This window comes from Actinoplanes sp. NPDC089786, from assembly GCF_040684855.1.
Lineage (GTDB): Bacteria > Actinomycetota > Actinomycetes > Mycobacteriales > Micromonosporaceae > Actinoplanes.
In genome coordinates this window covers 228,795-249,746 of the sequence record NZ_JBFBGU010000012.1, presented here as the reverse complement: position 1 = coordinate 249,746, position 20,952 = coordinate 228,795, and the positions used below count along the sequence as shown (strand labels likewise).

Annotated in this window: 10 protein-coding genes; 3 read left to right on the top strand and 7 right to left on the bottom strand. The window is 72.8% G+C overall.

The genetic code is table 11. The features are described 5' to 3' along the window. From AB0O15_RS29805 to AB0O15_RS29775, 7 genes are all read right to left on the bottom strand, one after another. On the bottom strand, positions 1 to 1,192 hold a 1,192-nt coding region (locus AB0O15_RS29805), incomplete at its 3' end, for an amino acid adenylation domain-containing protein (protein WP_364324903.1). Between the two features lie 3 nt (positions 1,193 to 1,195). Continuing rightward, positions 1,196 to 12,742: an amino acid adenylation domain-containing protein gene (locus AB0O15_RS29800; RefSeq protein ID WP_364324900.1), complete on the bottom strand. Its 11,547-nt coding sequence runs from the start codon at positions 12,740 to 12,742 to the stop codon at positions 1,196 to 1,198. Between the two features lie 20 nt (positions 12,743 to 12,762). Continuing rightward, positions 12,763 to 12,972, bottom strand: coding sequence for an MbtH family protein (locus AB0O15_RS29795; RefSeq protein ID WP_364324897.1), 210 nt, complete (start codon positions 12,970 to 12,972; stop codon positions 12,763 to 12,765). Positions 12,973 to 12,998: 26 nt separating this feature from the next. Continuing rightward, positions 12,999 to 14,168 carry an acyl-CoA dehydrogenase family protein gene (locus AB0O15_RS29790; RefSeq protein ID WP_364324894.1) on the bottom strand — a complete coding sequence of 390 codons (1,170 nt, stop codon included), beginning with the start codon at positions 14,166 to 14,168 and terminating at the stop codon, positions 12,999 to 13,001. A 45-nt stretch (positions 14,169 to 14,213) separates the two neighbouring features. Further along, positions 14,214 to 15,359, bottom strand: coding sequence for an acyl-CoA dehydrogenase (locus tag AB0O15_RS29785; protein WP_364324891.1), 1,146 nt, complete (start codon positions 15,357 to 15,359; stop codon positions 14,214 to 14,216). Continuing rightward, positions 15,356 to 15,610, bottom strand: coding sequence for a phosphopantetheine-binding protein (locus AB0O15_RS29780; protein ID WP_364324888.1), 255 nt, complete (start codon positions 15,608 to 15,610; stop codon positions 15,356 to 15,358). The genes AB0O15_RS29785 and AB0O15_RS29780 overlap by 4 nt, the downstream gene beginning before the upstream one ends. Then, positions 15,607 to 17,097, bottom strand: coding sequence for an amino acid adenylation domain-containing protein (locus AB0O15_RS29775; protein WP_364324885.1), 1,491 nt, complete (start codon positions 17,095 to 17,097; stop codon positions 15,607 to 15,609). Before AB0O15_RS29775 ends, AB0O15_RS29780 begins: the two co-directional genes overlap by 4 nt. Positions 17,098 to 17,507: 410 nt before the next feature. Between AB0O15_RS29775 and AB0O15_RS29770 the strand changes: the two genes are divergently transcribed. From AB0O15_RS29770 to AB0O15_RS29760, 3 genes are read left to right on the top strand one after another with little or no spacing between them, the layout of a single operon-like run. Beyond that, positions 17,508 to 18,749 (top strand): DegT/DnrJ/EryC1/StrS family aminotransferase, encoded by a 1,242-nt coding sequence (locus AB0O15_RS29770; RefSeq protein ID WP_364324882.1) that lies wholly within the window; start codon positions 17,508 to 17,510, stop codon positions 18,747 to 18,749. A gap of 9 nt (positions 18,750 to 18,758) precedes the next feature. Beyond that, positions 18,759 to 19,934 carry an FAD-dependent oxidoreductase gene (locus tag AB0O15_RS29765; protein ID WP_364324880.1) on the top strand — a complete coding sequence of 392 codons (1,176 nt, stop codon included), beginning with the start codon at positions 18,759 to 18,761 and terminating at the stop codon, positions 19,932 to 19,934. Next, complete coding sequence (locus AB0O15_RS29760; RefSeq protein WP_364324877.1) at positions 19,935 to 20,909, top strand: ornithine cyclodeaminase family protein; 975 nt, start codon at positions 19,935 to 19,937, stop codon at positions 20,907 to 20,909. Positions 20,910 to 20,952 lie beyond the last annotated feature (43 nt).

The following is a 20,952-nucleotide window of genomic DNA, read 5'->3' as shown; positions in this document are numbered from 1 at the left end:
CCAGCACCGACTCGATCTCCCCCGGCTCGATCCGGAACCCACGGATCTTCACCTGATCATCCGACCGGCCCGCGAACTCCAGCTGCCCGTCCCGGCCCCAGCGCACGATGTCGCCGGTCCGGTACATCCGCGCGCCGGGCTCGCCGTACGGGTCGGCCACAAAACGCTCGGCGCTCAGCCCAGGACGGCGGAGGTAGCCGCGGCCCACCCCGGCCCCGCCGATGTAGAGCTCACCCGCCACACCGGGCAGGGCCAGCCTGAGCCGGTCGTCGAGCACGTAGACCCGGCTCTCGATGACCGGCCGGCCGATCGGCACGCGGGTGCCGGCCGGGTCGAAGTCGGCCGAGAGGGTCGAGCAGGCGGTCGCCTCGGTGACGCCGTACGCGTTGACCATGTGGCGCCCGGGCGCCCAGCGGCGGACCAGTCCCGGTGGGCAGGCCTCGCCGCCCACGATCAGGGTCAGCAGGTCCGGCAGTGGCACCTCGGGCACGGTGGCCAGCACCGAGGGCGGGATCAGCGTGTGCGTGATCCGGGCCTGTTCGAGCAACGTGGCCAGCTCCTGACCGACCACCGGGCCGGCCGGCGCGACCACCAGCTCGGCACCCGCGCCGAAGGCCATCGTCAGCTCCATCACCATCGCGTCGAAGCTGGGTGACGAGAGTTGCAGCACCCGCGACGACGCGTCGATGCCGAACCGGCGGACCTGGGCGCCGGCCAGGGCGGCGAGCCCGGTGTGCGGCACCACGACCGCCTTGGGCCGGCCGGTCGACCCGGACGTGTAGATCACGTAGGCGGCCGAGAGGAGCGGCGCCCGCCGTCCCGGCAGCGGTTCGTCCGCCACCGGCAGGTCCCGGCCGTCCAGCACGGCGACCGGACGCGCGTCGGCGATCATCCACTCGCGGCGTTCGGCCGGATAGCCGGGATCCACCGGCAGGTACGCCGCGCCGGTCTTGAGCACGCCGAGCATGGCCACGACCAGCTCCAGCGAGCGCGGCCGGGACAGCGCGACCACGTCGCCGGGTCCGGCGCCCCGGCCGGCCAGCGCCGCGGCCACCCGCCCGGCCCAGCGGTCCACCTCGGCGTAGGTCAGGGAGCGGCCGTGGTCCGACAGTGCGGGCGCGTGCGGGGACTCCACGACCCACCGCTCGAACATCTCGAGGAACGTCACCTGCGGCGTGCGCGGATCAGTCATGTGTCAGCCCCCTATGGACCAGTCGAGAAGAAGTCGCCGGCGTTCGTGATCACTGAGCAGCTCGATGTCGGAGATCGGCCGGTCGGGCTGGTCGGCGACCGCCCGCAGGAGCAGGTGCCACCGCTCGGCGACGACGTCGATGCCGTCGCGGTCGAAGACGTCGGTGTTGAACTCGATGAAGCCGAGCAGATCCTGGCCGCGGCCGTCGGGCGCCGGGTCGGCCCGTACGCTGATCATCAGGTCGAAACGGGCCACCCCCGCGAAGACGGGCAGCTGCGCGATGGCCAGGCGCGGCAGGTCGAAGGTCATCCCGGGCGCGTTCTGCAGGGCCAGCGCGACCTGGAAGAGCGGGTGATGCGCGGTCGAGCGCGCCGGGTTGAGCACCTCGACCAGGTGCTCGAAGGGGACGTCCTGGTGGGCGTAGGCGGCCAGGTCGGTCTCCCGCACCCGGCCCAGCAGCTCGCGGAAGGTGGGGTCGCCGGAGACGTCGGTTCGCAGCACGAGCGTGTTGACGAAGAATCCGATCAGGTCGGTCAACGCGTCGTCGGTGCGGCCCGCGATCGGCGCGCCGATCGGGATGTCCGTGCCCGCGCCCAGGCGGGTGAGCAGTGCGGCCAGCCCGGCCTGCAACGCCATGAACAGGCTGACGTGACACTCGGCGGCCAGCGCGCTCAGGCGCCCGCAGAGGTCCTCGCCGAAGCGGAAGATCAGCGCATCGCCCCGGTACGAGGCCGCCGCCGGGCGGGGCCGGTCGAAGGGCAGGTCGATCAGCTCCGGCAGGCCGTCCAACGAGCGTGACCAGTAGTCCGTCTGCGTGTGGAAGAGGCTGCCGGTGTCGTCCGGGTCGCCGAGCAGTTGCCGCTGCCAGAGGGTGTAGTCGGCGTACTGCACGGGCAGCGGCGTCCACTCCGGGGCGTGCCCCGCGGTCCGCGCGGTGTACGCGGTCACCAGGTCCGTCGACAGCGGCCGCATCGACCAGCCGTCACCGGCGATGTGGTGCAGCAGCAGCATCAGAACGTGCTCGGCGTCGCCGGTCCGGATCAGCGTCGCCCGCAGCGGCGGCTCGGCGGTCAGGTCGAACCGGTAGCGGGCCAGCTCGCCCAGGTCCGTCCCGGAGCCGGCGACGGTCAGCTCCGGGAGATCGTCAAGGATGTGCTGGTGCGGCATCCCATGCTGTTCGGGGAAGACCGTGCGCAGGCTCTCGTGCCGCAGGGCCACGTCGCGGAGGGCGGCCCGGAGCGCGCCGACGTCCAGCTCGCCGGTGAGCCGGAGGGCCAGCGGGATGTTGTAGGTGGCGCTCGGGCCTTCGAGACGGTGCAGGAACCAGAGCCGGCGCTGCGCGAACGACAGCGGCACCAGCTCGGGACGCGACCGCCCGGTCAGCGCCGGACGGGCCGGGCCGGCCCGGGACAGCTCGGCGGCGAGCGCGGCCACGGTCGGCGCCTCGAACAACGTACGGATCGGCATCTCCACGCCGAGGGTCGCCCGGACGCGGCCGGCCAGCCGCGTCGCCAGCAGGGAGTGCCCGCCCAGCGCGAAGAAGTCGTCGTCCACGCCCACCGTGGTCAGCCCGAGCACCTCGGCGAACAGTTCGGCCAGGATCTGCTCGTGCGGGGTTCGCGCGGACCGGGCCGTCACTCCGGTGGACAGCTCCGGTACGGGGAGCGCGCCCCGGTCCAGCTTCCCGTGCGCGGTGAGCGGCAACCGGTCCAGCGGCACGACGGCGGCCGGGATGAGGTACGCCGGTAGCCGTTCCCGCAGGCGCCGGATGAGGTCCGCCGGATCGGCCGTCCCGGTCACGTAGGCGACCAGGCGATCGTCGCGGGCGATGACCGCGGCCTGGTCGACCAACGGGTGCTCGGTCAGCGCCGCCTCGACCTCGCCGGGCTCGACCCGCAGACCGCGGATCTTCACCTGATCATCAGCCCGCCCCGCGAACTCGACCTGACCATCCGCCGCCCACCGCACCACATCACCGGTGCGATACATCCGAGCCCCAGCCGGACCAAACGGGTCGGCCACAAAACGCTCACCGGTCAACCCCGGACGGTTCAGGTACCCCGACGCCACACTCGCACCGCCGACATACAACTCGCCGGGGACGCCCGGGGGTACCCGCCGCAGACGCTCGTCCAGCACGTAGGCCCACGTACCGACGATCGGACGGCCGATCGGCACACCACCACCGACACTCAACCGGTCCGACAACGTCGTACACACCGTGGCCTCAGTCAACCCGTACCCATTGACCATCAACCTGCCCTCCGCCCACCGCTTCATCAACGCCGGCGGACAGGCCTCCCCACCGACCAGCAGAGTGCGCAGATGCGGCAGTTCCATTGCGGGCACGGTCGCCAGCACCGACGGCGGGATCAACGTGTGCGTGATCCCGGTGGCCAGCAACGAACCCAGCTCCGCGCCCACCACCGGACCAGCCGGTGCCACCACCAACTCGGCCCCCGCACCAAAGGCCATCATCAGCTCCATCATCATCGCGTCGAAACTCGGCGAGGAAAGCTGCAACACCCGCGACGACGAGTCCACGACCAGGCGCCGCGCGTTCGCCGCCGCCAACGCCGCCAGCCCCTGATGCGGAACCACCACACCCTTCGGCACACCCGTCGACCCCGACGTGTAGATCACGTAGGCGCCGCCGCGCGGGTCGATCTTCGCCAGGGGTGCGTCCGCCCGGCCCGCACCCGGGAACGGCTCCGTGACCGTCAGCGCCGCACCCGCGGTCATCAACGCCACCCGCTCGGCCGGAAGCTCCGGATCCACCGGCAAATACGCCGCACCGGCCTTCACCACACCCAGCAGCGCCACGATGAGGTCGACCGAACGCGGCAACATCAACGCCACCACGTCACCCGGCCGCACCCCGGACTCCACCAACGACCACGCCACGGCGTTGGCGGCCTCGTCGAGCCGCCGATAGGTCAGGCTCCGGCCGGGGTCCGACACCGCGATGCCGTCCGACCAGCGCCCGACGAGCTCCGGCAACGTCGCCGGGGGCACGTCGGCCCGTTCCGGGCGCTCCCATCCGGCGAGCCGGTCCCGTTCCCGCGGCAGGAGGATCTCGGCCGCGCCGATCCGCTGGTCGGGATCGGTCACCAACGCCTCGAGCAGCATCACGTAACGGGCCGTCAACGCCTCGACCGTGTCCGCGTCGAACAGGTCCGTCGCGTACTCGGCCGTCGCCTTCAGCCCGCCACCCCGGCGCTCGCCGACGAAGATCGAGAGGTCCATCCGGGACGTGCCCATGTGGATCGAGCCGAACTCGCATCGCATGCCCGGCAGGTCGACCTCGGCCGGCCCGCTGTTCTCGACGCTCAGCATCACCTGGAACAGCGGCTGGTGCGCGGTGGACCGGGCCGGGTTCAGCACCTCGACCAGGTGCTCGAAGGGCACGTCCTGATGGGCGTACGCGGCCAGATCGGTCTCCCGCACCCGGCCCAGCAACTGCCGGAACGACGGGTCCCCGGAAACGTCCGTGCGGAGCACCAGCGTGTTGATGAACAGCCCGACCAGGTCGTCCAGCGCCTCGTCGGTGCGACCGGCGATCGGCGACCCGATCGGCAGGTCCGGGCCGGCGCCGAGACGGTGCAGCAGCGCCGCCAGCCCGGCCTGCAGCACCATGAACAGCGACGCGCCGTTCGCCCGCGCCACCTGCACCAACCGGGCGTGCAACCGCGCATCGATCTCGAACCCGACCGTGGCGCCCCGGTACGACGCGATCGCCGGACGCGGCCGGTCGAAGGGCAGCCGGATCTGCTCGGGGACACCGGAGAGCTTGTCCGTCCAGTACTTCACCTGGGTGGTGAGCAGGCTTTCGGCATCGGACCGGTCGCCCAGCAGATCCCGCTGCCACAGCGTGTAGTCGGCGTACTGCACCGGCAACGGCACCCACCTGGGCGCCGCCCCCGACACCCGGGCGCGGTAGGCCGTGGCCAGGTCGGCGGTCAGCGGGCGCAACGACCAGCCGTCCCCCGCGATGTGGTGCAGCAGCAGCATCAGCACGTATTCGTTCTCGGCGGCACGCACCAGCGTCGCCCGCAACGGCGGCTCGGCGGTCAGGTCGAACCGGTGCCCGGCCAGCTCCCGCAGGTCCACATCGGAGCCGACGATCGCCAGGTCCGGGATATCGTCGACAACGCGCTGATAGGGCACGCCGTCGTGGTCGAGGAAGACGGTGCGAAGGCTCTCGTGCCGGGCGGCCACGTCCCGCACGGCCGCGCGCAGGGCCGGCACGTCCGGCTCGCCGGTGATCCGCACGATCGCCGGCATGTTGTAGGTGGCGCTGGGTCCTTCCATCCGATGCAGGAACCAGAGCCGGCGCTGCGCGAACGACAACGGCACCACCTCGGGACGCGGCCCCCGGGTCAACGCCGGACGAGCATCCCGCGCCCGGCCCAGCTGCTCCGCGAGACGCTCCACCGTCGGCGCCTCGAACAACATCCGGATCGGCATCTCCACACCCAGCGTCGCCCGCACCCGGCTGGCCAGACGCGTCGCCAGCAACGAATGCCCGCCCAACGCGAAGAAATCGTCATCCACCCCGACCACGGAGAGCCCGAGCAGCTCGGCGAAGAGGTCGGCCAGGATCTGTTCGCGCGGGTCCCGGGCGGCGCGGCCGGAGGACATCGCGGTCAGGTCGGGCTGGGGCAGGGCCGCCCGGTCGAGTTTGCCGCTGAGGTTGAGCGGAAGCCGTTCGAGCGGCACGATCGCGGCCGGAACCATGTAGTCGGGCAGTCGCTCGCGCAGGTACGAGCGCAGCGCGGTGATGACCTGGCCGCCGGCGCGGACCCGGAGCGGGTTGCCGGCCAGCGGACGCCGGCGCCGTCCGGGCTGGTAGGCGCCGACCGCCGCGCCCCCGAACAGCGCATCGAAGGCACCTGAATCGTCATCACCGGTCCAGGTCAGCACCGCACGACCGGCCAGCTCGAACGGATCCACACCGTCACCGTGCAACCGGGCGTTACGAATGCCTCGAACCCGGGTTCGTTCCGGCCAGACCAAACCCGGATACCAGTCCACCACCGGCAGATCCCCGCACTCCGGGACCGCATCGCGGTGCAGCACCACGTCATACCGATACGCCGACAACTCGTTGACGTAACCACCCGGCTTCAACCTGATCTCCACACCGGCGGCCAACCCGGCGAAGAAATCGGGATCGAGCAGCAGCTCCTTCTCCACCGCCACGGCCTGATCCACCGCCCGCCGCAACCTGTCACCCGACAACCGCCGCGACAACACACCCTCATGGAAATGCCGCAGCAACCGAAGATTCCGCACGTCACCGACGAAAATCCGGCCACCCGGAGCGAGCAACGTCAGGGCCTGCCGGAGCACCCGGCTCAGATAGGCCGCGTCGGGGAAGTACTGCACCACCGAGTTCAGCACGACCGTGTCGAAGTGACCTGACGGCAGACCGGTCACGTCGTCGGCCGGCTGCGCGCGAAGCCGGACGCGATCGCCGACCTTGGCGCGCAACCGCTCGATGACCACCGGCGACAGGTCGGTCGCCCAGTACTCGTCGGCCTTGTCCACCAGCCTCGACATCAGAAGACCGGAACCGACACCGATCTCCAGCACCCTCGCGCCACCGAACTCCACCACAGCGGCCACCGCATCGTCACGCCACTGCCGCATCTCGCCCAGGTCGATCGGCTCACCCGTGAAACTGCTGTTCCACCCGGCGAAATCAGCCTCGTCACGCCCGTACAACCGGTCGTAGATCTGCTGCCATTCGTCCACCTGCTCGCCGCCGCCACCGGATACCACCGCCTCATCCGGCACCACGTAGGCGACCAGCCGTCGATCACCGGGACGGTCCTCACGCACGACCACCGCTGTGTGCTCCACCAGCGGATGACCCGCCAGCACCGACTCGATCTCCCCCGGCTCGATCCGGAACCCACGGATCTTCACCTGATCATCCGACCGGCCCGCGAACTCCAGCTGCCCGTCCCGGCCCCAGCGCACGATGTCGCCGGTCCGGTACATCCGCGCGCCGGCCCCGTCGAACGGGTCCGCCACGAACCGCCCCGCACTCAACCCCGGCCGGTTCAGGTAGCCGCGCGCCACGCCCGTACCGCCGAGGTACAGCTCGCCCGGCACGCCCAGCGGGACCGGTCGCAGGTGGTCGTCCAGCACGTACGCGCGGGCGTGCGTGACCGGGGCGCCGATCGGGGGCAGCGGCGCCGTCTCCGGCCCGGCGAACCACGCGGTGGCGTAGACCGTCGCCTCGGTCGGGCCGTAGATGTTGGCGATGCGCGCGCCTGGCCAGGTCCCGCGGATGTCGTCGACCATGCGAGCGGTGAGCGCCTCCCCCGCGACCACCACGCCCTCGGTGCCGACCCGCAGGTCGCCGTCGTGGATCAGGCTGGCCAGGGCGGACGGGACGGCGCTGATCAGGGTGCCGGACCACGGACGCTCGGCCAGCGCGAGCAGGTCCTCGACCAGCTCGATCCGGCCGCCGCAGGTCAGCGGGGCGAACATCTCGAACACGGAGACGTCGAAGGTGAGCGAGGTGGCGGCCAGGACGTGCCGGAGCAGGTCCGCGCCGACCCGCTCGACCGCCCAGTCGAGCAGGTCGGTGACCCCGCGATGGGAGACCACCACACCCTTGGGCCGGCCGGTCGAGCCCGAGGTGTAGATGATGTAGGCGGCGTGCGCCGGCGTCAGTGGACCGCGGCGCTCGTGGTCCCGGATCGCGCCGGGATGCTGGGCCGCGGTCGCCGTCACCGTGCCGGGGTCGTCGAGGAACAACGCGTTCTCCCACCGGCCGCTCACCGAGCGGGTGGTCAGCACCAGGGCGGGCCGAGCATCCTCGACCAGGAAGGCCAGCCGGTCGGCCGGATAGTCGAGGTCGACCGGCAGGTAGGCGCCGCCCGCCTTGAGCACGGCCAGCAGCGCCACGATCAGCTCGGCGTCCCGCGGCAACGCGACCGCGACGACGGTCTCCGGCCCGACGCCGAGGTCGATGAGCAGCCGGGCCCGCCGGTTCGACCGGGCGTCCAGATCGGCGTACGTGATGCCGGTGTCGCCGGCGGTCACCGCGAGCGCGTCCGGCGTGCGGGCGACCTGGGCGGCGAACCGGTCGAGGAAGACGGCTGGGGCGGCGTACGGGCGCCCGCCGTTGCCGAGAGCGAGCAGCGTCTCCGGCTCGCCCGGCCGCAGCAGGCCCAGCGCCGACACCCGCCGGCCCGGATCGGCGGCGGCCTGATCGAGCAGCAGACCGAGCCGGTCGGTCCAGGTGGCCACGGTCGTCTCGTCGTACAGGTCACTGTCGTAGTTCACGGTGACCGTGAGCCCGTCCGTCCCCGGGTTCTCGGCGACGCTGAAGGTCAGGTCGAACCGGGCCACTCCCGCGTCGACGAGCGAGCTCCGGACCGCGACGCCCGGCAGCTCGACCGGGGTGCGCGGGGTGTTCTGCAGGGCGAGCATGACCTGGAACAACGGCTGGTGGGCGGTCGACCGGGCCGGGTTCAGCACCTCGACCAGGTGCTCGAACGGCACGTCCTGATGGGCGTACGCCGCCAGATCGGTCTCCCGCACCCGCCCCAGCAACTCCCGGAACGACGGATCCCCCGACACATCGGTCCGCAGCACCAGCGTATTCACGAAGAACCCGACCAGATCATCGAGCGCCTCGTCGGTACGACCCGCGATCGGCGACCCGATCGGAATGTCCGGCCCCGCGCCCAGACGATGCAACAACACCGCCAACCCGGCCTGCAGAACCATGAACAGACTGACGCCGTACGCACGGGCCGTGCCGGCCAGGCACCGGTGCCGGTCGCCGCTCCAGGCCGAGGTGTGCAGGGCGCCGCGGTGCCGCGCCGTCGCCGGTCGGGGGCGGTCGGCGGGCAGGTCGAGGCGCTCGGGCAGGCCGCTCAGCGCCGCTTTCCAGAAGGCGATCTGCTCGCTGATCAGGCTGTCCGGGTCGTCCTCGGCCCCGAGCAGGTCGCGTTGCCAGAGGGTGTAGTCGGCGTACTGCACCGGCAGCGGCGGCCGGTCCGGCGGTTCGCCGGCGGCCCGGGCCCGGTACGCGGTCAGCAGGTCGCGGGTCAGCGGCCCCACCGACCAGCCGTCCCCGGCCACGTGGTGGAGGAGCAGCAGCAGCGTCTGCTCGCCGGGGGCGGTCCGGAACAACCGTGCGCGCAGCGGTGGCTCGGTGGCGAGGTCGAAGACCCGCCCGGCGTACGCCCGCAGCCGCTCCGCCAGCTCGGCGGCGGCTACGTCCTCGACGGTCAGATCCGGTACGGCGTCGAGGATCCGCTGACCGGGCACGCCGTCCGCGTCCGGCAGCACGGTCCGCAGGCTCTCGTGCCGCCCGGCCACGTCGCGCACCGCCGCGCGCAGGGCGTCCACGTCGACGCGACCGGTCAGGCGCAGAGCGAGCGGGATGTTGTAGGTGGCGCTCGGACCGTCGAGACGGTGCAGGAACCAGAGCCGGCGCTGGGCGAACGAGAGCGGCAGCGGATCGGGACGGCCGCGCGGTGTGAGGGCGGGGCGCCGCGCCCGTTCCTCGTCCAGGTGCCGGTCGAGCGCGGCGACCGTAGGCGCGGCGAACAGCGTCGCGATCGGCACCTCGGCGTCCAGGAAGGTCCGGATGCGCCCGATCAGCGTGGTGGCCGACAGGGAGTGACCGCCGAGATCGAAGAAGTTCGCCGTACGACCGACGTCGGGCACGCCCAGCACGTCGGCGAAGAGCCCGCACAGGATCTGCTCGCGCGGGGTGCGAGCCGCCTCCCCCGTACCCTCGCTCGGGGTCTCGGGCTTGGGCAACGCGGCCCGGTCGAGCTTGCCGTTGCGGGTCAGCGGCAACCGGTCGACCTTGACCAGCGCCGACGGCACGAGGTGGGCCGGGAGTCGCTCGGCGAGCCATCCCCGGATCTCCGCGGCGCCGCCGGCCGCCACCAGATACCCGGCCAGACGCGTGTCGCCGGGAGCGTGCTCGTAGGCGACGACCGCGGCCTCGGCGACGTCCGGGTGCGTGAGCAGGCGTGCGGCGACCTCGCCGGGCTCGATCCGGAAACCGCGGATCTTCACCTGGTCGTCCGCGCGGCCGGCGAACTCGAGCTCGCCGGTGTCGGTCCAGCGGGCCCGGTCGCCGGTGCGGTACATGCGCGCGCCGGGTGGCCCGTACGGGTCGGCGACGAAGCGCGCGGCGGTCAGCCCGGGCCGGCCGAGGTAGCCGCGGGCCAGACCGGGGCCTGAGACATAAAGCTCGCCGGTGACGCCCGGCGGCAGCGGCTGGAGCGCGGCATCCAGCACGTGGGTGCGCAGGCCGGGCAGGGCCGTGCCGATCAGTCCGGCGTCCCGGCCGGCCGCGTCCGGGTCGATCGCCGACCAGGTCACGTGGACGGTGGTCTCGGTGATGCCGTACATGTTGATCAGCTGGGGCCGACCGGCCGGGTGCCGCCGGAACCACGGTGCGAGCCGGCCACGGTCCAGCGGCTCACCACCGAGGACCACGTACCGCAGAGCGAGCCCGTCCGTCGCCCCCTCGATCAGCTGGTAGAAGGCCGACGGGGTCTGGCTGAGCACGGTGACCCGCTCGGCGCGCAGCAGGTCGAGGAAGGCTCGCGGCGATCGGCTGGTCTCGTACCCGACGACAACGAGCCGGCCGCCGTGCAGCAACGGTCCCCAGATCTCCCACACCGAGAAGTCGAACGCCACCGAATGGAACAGCGTCCACACGTCGTCGGCGTTGAGGTCGAAACGGTGCCGGGCGCCCGCGAACAGCCGGACCACGTTGTCGTGCGTGACCACGACGCCCTTGGGCCGCCCGGTCGATCCGGAGGTGTAGATGACGTACGCGGCCCCGTCCGGCCGCGCCCCTGCTCCGGGCTGTTCCTCGCCGTCCGTCCCTTCGTCGCCGGTCAGCACCAGGCAGGCGCCGGCGTCGGCGACGATGAAGGCGGCCCGGTCCGGCGGCTCGCCGGGGTCGATCGGCAGGTAGGCGGCGCCCGTCTTCAGCACCGCCAGCAACGCCACGATCAGGCCGGCCGAGCGGGGCATCCGGATCGCGACGAGCCGTTCCGGGCCGGCTCCGGCGGTGCGCAGGCGGGCGGCGAGCCGATCGGCGCGGCCGTCGAGCTCGGCGTACGTGTAGCGGGTGGATCCGTCCGTCACCGCGACCCGGTCCGGGGTGCGCAGGGCCTGCGCCTCGAACAACTCGGTCAGGGTGGTCCGGCGCCCGGCCGGTGGCGTGCTGGGCGGCGGCGAGGGCTGGTCGGTGAGGGCGACGGCGGCCAGCGGATCGTCCCGCTCGACCACGTCCGCCAGCCGGTGCACCACGGCGAGGAAACGCTCCTGGTGTACGGCGAGGCTGTCCGCGTCGTACAGGTCGGTGCTCGCGTCGAAGTCCAGCCGCGACCGGCCGCCTTCCGCGCGATGCAGCGCCACCGCGAGATCGGTGACCAGCTGCCCGGCCAGCGGGTGCGCGGTCGCGGGCCGCCCGGCGAAGGTCAGGTCGAGCCGGGCCGGCATCAGGTTCACGATCGGGCCCACGTAGGTGCCGATGTCCTGCGGCAGGGCCAGGTCACGGCGCAGGTCCTCGCCGCGGTACCGCTGGTGGGCCGCGGCCTGCCGAGCAGCGGCGGAGACCCGGCGCAGGAACTCCGCCGCGCGCATCCCGGGGCGAACCGGAAGGCGCAGGGGCAGCAGGTTCGCCGCCCGGCCGGGCATCGCGCGCAGCTCCGGGCTGGTGCGTGCGCTCAGCGGCAGGCCGAGCAGCACGTCGTCGCCGTCGCCGAGCCGGTGCAGGTGCACGGCCAGCGCCCCGATCATGAGGAAAGCCGACCACTCGGCGCCGGCCCGGCGGGCGATCCGGCCGAGCCGGTCGTTCTCCGCGGCCCCCAGGTGAAGGCTGCGGCGCAGGTGGCCGTGCGGCGTCCGGGCGGGCACCCCCGCGAACCGGGTCGCCGCCGGCCGGTCGGCGAGGCTTCGCACCCAGTGGTCGCGGTCGGCGGCGAACCGGCCCGAGTCCCGGTACCGCTGGTCCTCGCCGACCAGCTCCCGCAGCGGCCGGAAGGTGGCCGGCGGCACCGGCTGCCCGGCCGCCAGCGCGGTGTAGACCCGGGCCACCCGGGCGGCGATCAGCGTGATGCCGAAGCCGTCGTTGATCAATTGGTGGTACCGGTGGTACCAGAAGACGCGCGTGTCGCCGTCCACGAACAAGGCCTGTCCGAACAGCGGGTCCCGCCCGGGATCGAGCGGCCGGTTCAGGTCGGCGCGCATCCACTCCTCGGCCGCTTCCCGCGGGTCGGCCGCGTCGCCGACCCCGATCACCGGGAAGTCCCAGTCATCGGCGGGGACGGGCAGCTGCACCGGCCCGGCGTCGCCGTCGGCGAACCGCACGTGCAGGGCGTCCGCCTCGGTCACGGCAGCGCGCACCGCGGACTCGAACAGCGCCGGGTCGATCGGTCCGGCGATCTCGACGTACTCAGCGCCCCGGTAGACGGGGTTGTGCGGGTCGAGGCGCTGGGCGTACCAGACCCCGCGCTGCGCGGCGGTCAGGGCAAGGCCAGGGAGCGTCACTGATACCACCGATTCCTCGATCAAGCCCCCATGGCCTCGATCAGGCTCTTGGGCCGCATATCGGTCCAGTTCTCGTTGATGTGCTCGAGGCAGGCGTCGCGGTTGTTCTCGGGGAACGTCACGGTCCAGCCGGTCGGCACGTCCATGAAGGTCGGCCAGAGCGAGTACTGGCCTTCGTCGTTGATCAGCACCACGAAGGTGCCGTCCGGGTCCTCGAACGGGTTGGGCATCCGGTTTCTCCTTCGGTGAGGGCCCGCTACCAGTCGGCGGAGCGGGCGTCGTGCATGTTGACCCCGAGATGGGTCTTGCCGAGGTAGTCCAGGCAGTCCACCGGCTTGGCCGGCATCACGGCGCAGAACCAGGACTCGCGCAGCAGCCGCTCGACGGTGCCGCCCCGGCGCAGCCCGGCCGCGCCGCAGACCCGGCTCGCGGTCGTCGCCAGGTCGCTGAGCAGCTCGCCGACCACGTACTTGGCGGCGTGCACCCCGGCGTTCGCCTCGACCGTGCCCCGGGCCTCGTCGACCACGGCGCACGCCTCGTACACCAGGGCACGGGCAGCCCGCAGCGACGCGGCCGCGCGCCCGACCCGGCGGCGCAGGTCCGTGTCGTCGGCCCGGCCCGCGGCGGCCGCGACGATCTGGTCGAACAGCGAACGGGCCAGGCCGAGATAGACCCCGGTGTAGCCGGCGACCATCCAGTGCGGCTCGCGGACCAGCTTGAACAGCGACATGCCCTCGATGCCCATGAACAGCCGGTCGCGGCCGACCTCGACGGCGTCCAGGGTCATGTCGGCGGTGCTGGTGCCGTGCATGGCCGTACCGGGCCAGATCTCGCCGAACCGGACGCCGGGGTCGGCGCCGCTCACCACGAAGTGCGATATCTGGTGGTCGGCGTCACCGTCGGCCTGCCGGGCCGCCACCACGAAGTAGTCGGCGACCCCGGCCAGCGAGACGAACGACTTGTGTCCCTCCAGGACGAACCCGTGGTCGGTGGCGCGGTAGGTGGTCCGGAGGCCGCGCAGCTTGGCGCCGGAACCTCGCTCGGAGGTGGCCGAGGCGAACATCCGCTGGTGGTTGACGACCTCGTCGAACACCCATTCGCGGAAGGCGGCGCCGGCCCGGGAGGCGGGGGTGCCGGCCGACTCGCACAGCGCGCCGATCGCGACGCTGTGCATGTTCAGGCCCAGGGCGGTGGGCGCGTCGGCGGTGGCCAGCAACTCCAGCACCCGGGTGTAGTCGTGGAAGCCGAGGCCGTCGCCGCCGATCGCGGACGGCACGACCAGGCCCAGCAGGCCGGCCTCGCGGGCCAGCCGGTAGCTGTCCCGGCAGTCGGCGCGGCCGTCGTCGACCGCGTCGACCAGGCCGGTCAGCCGGGTGGTGAGTTCCTCGGTGCGTTTGAGGGTGTCGTCGAGGCTGGTGTCGGGCATCTCCGTCCCCGTTCCTGTTCGGTCGGTCGGTTCCGGTCCGGTCGTTCAGTTCCCGACCGGCAGGCCGAGTTCCCGCGCGACGGTGAGCCGCAGCAGGTCGTTCGGACCGGCGTAGGTGAGGCCGGCCAGGGCGGTGGCGGGGTCGGCGAACAACTCGGAGTCCTCGAGGTAGGCCCGCACCCCGGCGAGCCCGGCGGCGGACTGGGTCAGGGCGGCGTGGTCCTCGGTCACCGACACCTTGACCATGGCGGCCTCGGCGGTCAGCGAACGCATCGGGACACCGGCGTCGAGCCGGGCGGCGAGTCCGTAGACCAGCTCCCGGGAGCGGTGCACGCGCAGGGCCATGTCGGCGATCCGGGCGGCGGCCAGCTGACTCGCGCCGAGGCGGCGGCCGAACTGCTCGCGGGTCCGCGCCCAGTCGACGGTCCGGTCGAGCAGCCGCCGCATGGTTCCGAGGGCGTACGACAGAAGCAGCGCCCGCTCCCAGGCCGTCGTGGTGGCCAGCACCGACAGCCCGGCGCCCTCGGCCGCGACCAGCCGGTCGGGGCTCAGCTCCACGTCGGTGAAGTCCAGCACGCCCATCGGCACCTCGCGCAGCGCCGACTTGGCCAGCGGCGCGCTCCGGGTCACGCCGGCGCCGGCGAGCGGGACCAGGAAGGCGGACAGCGCGAACGGGCTGCGCCCGGGGAGCGTCCGGGCGAAGACCAGGGCCTGCCCGGCGAGGGGCGCGGCGGTGATGAAGGATTTGCGGCCGTTGAGCAGGTAGCGGCCGTCCGCGCGCCGGTCGGCCCGGGTGGTGATGCCGAGCGGGTCGCTGCCGCCGCCCTCCTCGGTGGACGCGTGACAGAGCAGCACCTCACCGCTCTCCACGCCGTCGAGCAGGTGCCGCTGGTGGTCGCCGAGCAACCGGCGCAGCGGGGTCAGGATGCCGAACAGCTGCGAGGCGACGGCGTACACCCACCCGGCCGGCAACCCGCCGAGCCCGAGGCCCTCGATCGCGGCCACCGCCTCGGACGACCGGCCCGGTTCGAAGATCCCCAGCCGGGCGATGCGGGGCCAGGCCACGGCCAGGTCGGACTCGCCGTCCTTGGCCAGCTCGCTCCCGGCGGCGCGGAACTTCTCGACGACCTCCGGCACGCCGGTCATCGCGGCGCCGGCCATCGCCGGGGCGGGCATCGCGGGGCCGGTCATCGCGGGGCCGGGTCGAGCCGCGCGGCGACGAGCTCCCAGAGGTGTCGCGGCGACCGGAAATGGGTGGCGACGATCTGGGACTCGGGGATCTCCACGCCGGTCTCCTCGGCGATCGCGGCGACCACGGCCATCACCGCGAGCGAATCGAGCAGGCCGGCCTCGAGCAGCGGGGTGTCCGGCTCGATCAGCACGCCGGGTTGCGCCGGCAGACGGCCGGCGATCAGGACGCACATGTCGTTCACGGAAATCACGGTTCTCCCCCGGGAAAGGTGGCGGCGGCGAGCGCACGGCGGTCGGTCTTGCCGTGCGGGGTGGTCGGGAAGCGATCGAGGGGCACGACGCGGTCCGGCAGCATCCGGCGCGGCAGCACCCCGGCCAGCCCGGTCAGCACGACCTGGGCCTCGGCCCCGCGGACGTACGCCCACAGCTGCCCCGCGTGCGGCCCGGTCTTCTGCACCACGACGCCCTCGTCGACGCCGGGCACCGCGCGCAGGGCGGCCTCGACGTCGGCCAGCTCGATCCGGATGCCGCGCCGCTTCACCTGGCCGTCACGGCGGCCGAGCAGCAGCAGCCGCCCGTCCGGCAGCCGGCGGGCCCGGTCCCCGGTCGGGTACGCGCGCTGCCGGGTGCCGTCCGGGAAGAGGACCGGCCGGGCCGGGTCGCGCAGCGTGCCGTCCTCCAGATAGCCGCGCAGCACCGACGGTCCGCTGACGAAGAGCTCGCCCTCGTCCGCGGGTCCGCCGGCCTCATCGAGCAGAACCGCCGCCATGCCGGGCAGCGGCCGGCCGATCGTGATCGGCTCGTCCGTGGTCCATTGTGGTGGGATGCGTTCCCAGGTGCAGACGTTGGTCTCGGTCGGGCCGTAGAGGTTGTAGAAGGCGGCGCCGGGCAGCAGCCGCAGATAGTGCGCGAGCAGGTCCGGTGCGAACGGCTCGCCGGCGAACGCGGCGATCCGCAGGTCGGCCGGTGGCCGCTCGGCCAGGCCCCCGCGGTTCAGCAGCAGGTGATAGAGCGTGGGAACGGCGTAGAAGACCGTGATCCGCTGCTCGGCGAGCCAGGCCACGACGTCGCGCGGGAATCCGCGCAGATGTTCGGGCAGCTGCACGGCGCAGGCGCCGGCCAGCGCGGTGGCGAAGATGTCGAAGGTGCTCAGGTCGAAGGTCAGCGGCGACTGGGCGCCGACCCGGTCGTGCGGGCCGAGCCGGAACTCGGCCGCCACCCAGCGGACGAAGTGCAGCACGTTGCCGTCGTTGAGCAGCACACCCTTGGGCACCCCGGTGCTGCCCGAGGTGAACAGGACGATGCCACCCTCCCCGGCCGGGCCGGGCTCGCCGAGGGCGTGGCAGTCGAGCTGGTCGCCGATCCGGGTGGCCGGCGGCGCGTCGGCGGCGAGGGCGAGCCGGGCCCCGGACCGGGTCAGCACGTGGCTCAGCCGTCCGCCGGTCACCATCCGGGTCAGGCGAGCCGGCGGGTCGCCGGGCTGCAGCGGGGCCGCGACCGCGCCGAGCCGCAGCAGGGCGAACAGGGCGATGGTGGCGTCGGCGCCGTGGGACATCATCAGGCCGACCCGGGTGCCGGCCCGGATGCCCAGGGCGGCCAGCCGCCGCGCCGTGCCGTCGACCGCCTCGGCCAGCTGCGCGTAGGTGGTCGTCCGGCCGCCGTCCACGACGGCGGGACGGCTGGCGTGCTCGCGGCCGGCGGTGGTCAGAATGTGGTCGAGACGGTCACCTGCCGGCACAGTATTGCCCCCGTTCACGGACGTGCGAATACGACGGCGAAAGGCAGTTCAAAGGAATTGGCCGACCGCCCGTGACATTCACGTGAGGCGATGAGTTGACCATGGCAAAATTAGCCCGGACGCCTCCGCTCAGCAAAGTGACGCAGATCACATGCGCATTTCGCGGGTCCGGCGTCACAATGCCCGTCCCGGTCAGCCTCCGGGGCGGCTCTATTGACCTTTTGCTGAGCGGCGGCAAGCCTGAGGTTCCGGCGCCGTCGGTCGACGGTTAATTCCTGGTGCGATACCGGTCAGCCGGTTCGCCATGGAAATGTCGCCATGAAATAGCGCGTGAAATCCCTCGTACGCCAATGTGCGAAGGGCGACGCCGCGCAACCGTCCACGCTCCGACTCGGGGGAAGCATGATCCCATGGGTGTGAAGGTTCCCGCCGCGCCGCACCTCTACGCCGTGCCCTATCTGCCGATCGGCGGCATTTTCGACGACCGCGAACTGGCCGCCGTCCGAGAGGTGCTGACATCCGGCGCCACCCTCTCGCAGGGGGTCTGGCGGCCGCGCTTCGAGGAGGCCTTCCGGCGCTACACCGGGACGCGGCACGCGTTCTCGGTCACCAGCGGCACGGTCGCCCTGCACCTGGCCATCCACCTGCTCGATCTGCGGCCGGGCGACGAGGTGATCGCCACTCCACAGACCTATCAGGCGACCATCCAACCCCTGCTCGACTACCAGGTCACGGTCCGGTTCGCCGACGTGCGGCCGGACGATGCCAACATCGACCCGGACCGGGTGGCCGAGCTGATCAACGAACGCACCCGGGCCGTGCTGCTGGTGCACTACGGCGGGGCCGTGGCCGGGATGACCCCCATCATGGACCTGGCCCGGCGCCACGGCCTGCTGGTGCTGGAGGACGCCGCCCACGCGCTGGGCTCCACCCTGGACGGGCGACGGGCCGGTTCGCTGGCCGACATCGGCTGCTTCAGCTTCCACTCCAGCAAGAACATCACCACGCTCGGCGAGGGCGGGATGGTCACGTTCGACCGGGATGACTGGGCCGAGCGGCTGGAACGCCTGCGCAGCAACGAGGCGGACGCCGTCCTGCGGCCCGCCCGGCACTCCTTCGGTCTCTCCGAAGCGCCGGTGGCGGGCGCGCTCTACCCCGGCCACGCCTACACCCACGACTACGTCCGGATCCGCCGGGCCGGCACCAACGCCACGCTGGGCGAGCCCGCCGCCGCCTTCGGCCTGGTGCAGATGGACCGGCTGCCCGACCTCCTGGCCCGGCGGCAGGCGATCGCGGGGCGGCTCGGCGAGGTGCTCGGCCGGTTCCCCGAGGTCCGGCCCCAGCAGGTGGCGCCCGGCAGCACCCACGCGTACCACCTGTTCACGTTCTTCGTCGATCCGGCCGCCATCGACCGCGACGCGCTGATCCGCGAGCTCGGCGCGGCCGGGGTGCAGACCTACCTGCGCTACTTCCCGCTGCACCTGCTTCCGGAATGGCGGGCCCGCGGCCACGGCGCCGGCGAGTGCCCGGTCGCCGAGCGGCTGTGGTTCGGCGAGCACATGAACCTCAGTTGCCAGCCCGGCCTCTCCGACTCGCAGGTGGAGATGCTCGGCGACGCGCTGGACCGCAGCCTTCGCAAACTCGTCCGGTGAGGAGTACCCGTGAAAACGTACGACCTGATCGTCGTCGGCGCCGGCCCGGTGGGCCTGGCGACGGCGTGGCACGCGGCCCGTCGGGGCCGTTCGGTCCTGGTCCTCGAGCAGTACGACCCGAGCACCGGCCGGGGTAGCTCCGGCGGCGCGGAACGCCAGTGGCGGTTGCAGTACGCGCAGGAGGATCTGACCCGGCTCACGCTGGAAGCCCTCCCGTACTGGCGCGAGTTGGAGCGGGCGGCCGGACGCCGGCTGATCCACGCGACCGGGAGCCTGTGGTTCGGCGACATCGACCAGGCCACCAACGAGGGCCAGATCGCCGGCGCCGCCGCGATCCTGGAGCGGGTGGGCGTCGACTACGAGTGGCTCACCGCCCGGGAGATCGAGAAACGGTACGGCTTCGCCGGGCTGCCCGCGGCGTACGAGGGCTTCTACCAGCCCGACGGCGGGATGATCGACGTCGGCGGAACCCGCTGGGCCCTCCACGAGCAGGCGCTGATCGCCGGGGCGGAGGTCGTCACGCGACGCCGCGTCATCGGGCTGTCACCGGACCGGACGGGCGTGACCGTCCGCACGACCGACGCCGCCTACCGGGCCGAGCGGGTCGTGGTCGCCGCCGGAGCGTTCGCCGGTCCGCTGCTCGCGCCCCTGGGCATCACCCTCGACGTCGAGCTCCTGGAGATGACCAGCTGCTCCTTCCGGCTCCGCGACCCGGCGACCGAACTGCCCACCTGGTTCGCGTTCGAGCGGGCGACCGAGGAGGACACCAACCTGTTCTACGGTTTCGGCCGCAACCCGTGGGCGGCCGACGACCTGGTGCGCGCCGGGCCGGACTTCGAGGACCGGACGCTGCCGGGGCCGTACGACGCGGGCCGGGTGCCGGACCCACGGCACCTGGAACGGGTCACCGGGTGGATCGCCGAGCACCTGCCCGTCCTGGTCCCCGAGCCGGTCGAGCCGCGCACCTGCCTGATCGCCCTGCCGCACGACCCGGGCCGGCAGTTCTACCTCGGGCCCGTCCCCGGCGCCGAGCGGATCGTGGTGCACAGCGCGGGCTGGGGCTTCAAATACGTGCCACTGTTCGGGCGGGCCTGTGCCGAGCTCGCCCTCGACGGATCCACCGCATTCGACCTGGACCGCATGGCGTTCGCCGGTGGTCCGCCGACCAGGAAAGCAGAGGGCTGAGTGCTACGCATCATCGACGGAGACGCCGTACGCGATCTGTACCCCATCGCCGACGCGGTGCCCGACATGGCCGCCGCGCTGATCGACTTCAGCGCGGGTACGGCGTACCAGCACCCGAGAGTCACCCTGGAGCCGCCGGGCCACGACGGTCGGGTGCTGGTCATGCCGGCCGCCAGCGGCGACATGCTCGGGCTCAAGCTGCTGAGCATGTTCCCGCGGGCCGGCGAGCGGGGCCTGCCCGGCGTGCAGGGGCTGGTGATCCTGCTGGACGCGGTGCACGGCGAGCCGCTGGCGGTGATCGACGGTACCGCGGTGACCGAGATCCGCACCGCCGCGGTCACCGCCCTGGCCACCGACCGGCTCGCCCCGGCCGGCGCCCGCACGCTGGGCCTGATCGGGGCCGGGGTGCAGGCCCGTGGCCACCTCGTCGGCCTGGCCAAGGTCCGGCCGTGGGAGTCGGTCAAGCTCTACAGCCGCTCGCCGGACCGCTCGGCCGCCCTGGCGAAGTGGGCCCAGGACCGCGACATCGACGTCGAGGTGGTCGGGTCGGCCCGGGCGGCGGCACAGGGCGCGCAGGTGATCTGCACGGTCACCTCGGCCAGCGAGCCGGTGATCGCCGACGAGGACGTGGCCGGCGGCGACGTGCACGTCAACGCGATCGGGGCGTTCGGCCCGACCTGGCGCGAGCTGCCGTCGGCGCTGGTCGCCCGGTCCCGGATCGTGGTGGACAGCCGCGAGTCGGCGCTGCGCGAGGCCGGCGACCTGATGATCCCGCTGGCCGAAGGGGTGATCACCGAGGAGGACGCGAGCACCGAGATCGGTGAGATCCTGGCCGGCACGCGACCGGGCCGGGAGGGCGGCGAGGTCACCACCTTCGTGTCCCTCGGCCTGCCGATCGAGGACGTGGTGGCCTGCGACGCCATCTACCGCCGGGCCGTCGAGCAGGGGGTCGGGCACGAGGTCAGGTTCCCCTGACCGCGCGCGAACGGCCGGCCTTCCGTCCCCGGGGCGCCGGCCG

What these genes read in the sequence shown, in the direction of transcription:
- AB0O15_RS29795 (WP_364324897.1), bottom strand. Translation starts at nt 12,972, where the DNA reads ATGCCCAACCCGTTCGAGGACCCGGACGGCACCTTCGTGGTGCTGATC.
- AB0O15_RS29790 (WP_364324894.1), bottom strand. Translation starts at nt 14,168, where the DNA reads ATGCCCGACACCAGCCTCGACGACACCCTCAAACGCACCGAGGAACTC.
- AB0O15_RS29785 (WP_364324891.1), bottom strand. Translation starts at nt 15,359, where the DNA reads ATGACCGGCCCCGCGATGCCCGCCCCGGCGATGGCCGGCGCCGCGATG.
- AB0O15_RS29770 (WP_364324882.1), top strand. Translation starts at nt 17,508, where the DNA reads ATGGGTGTGAAGGTTCCCGCCGCGCCGCACCTCTACGCCGTGCCCTAT.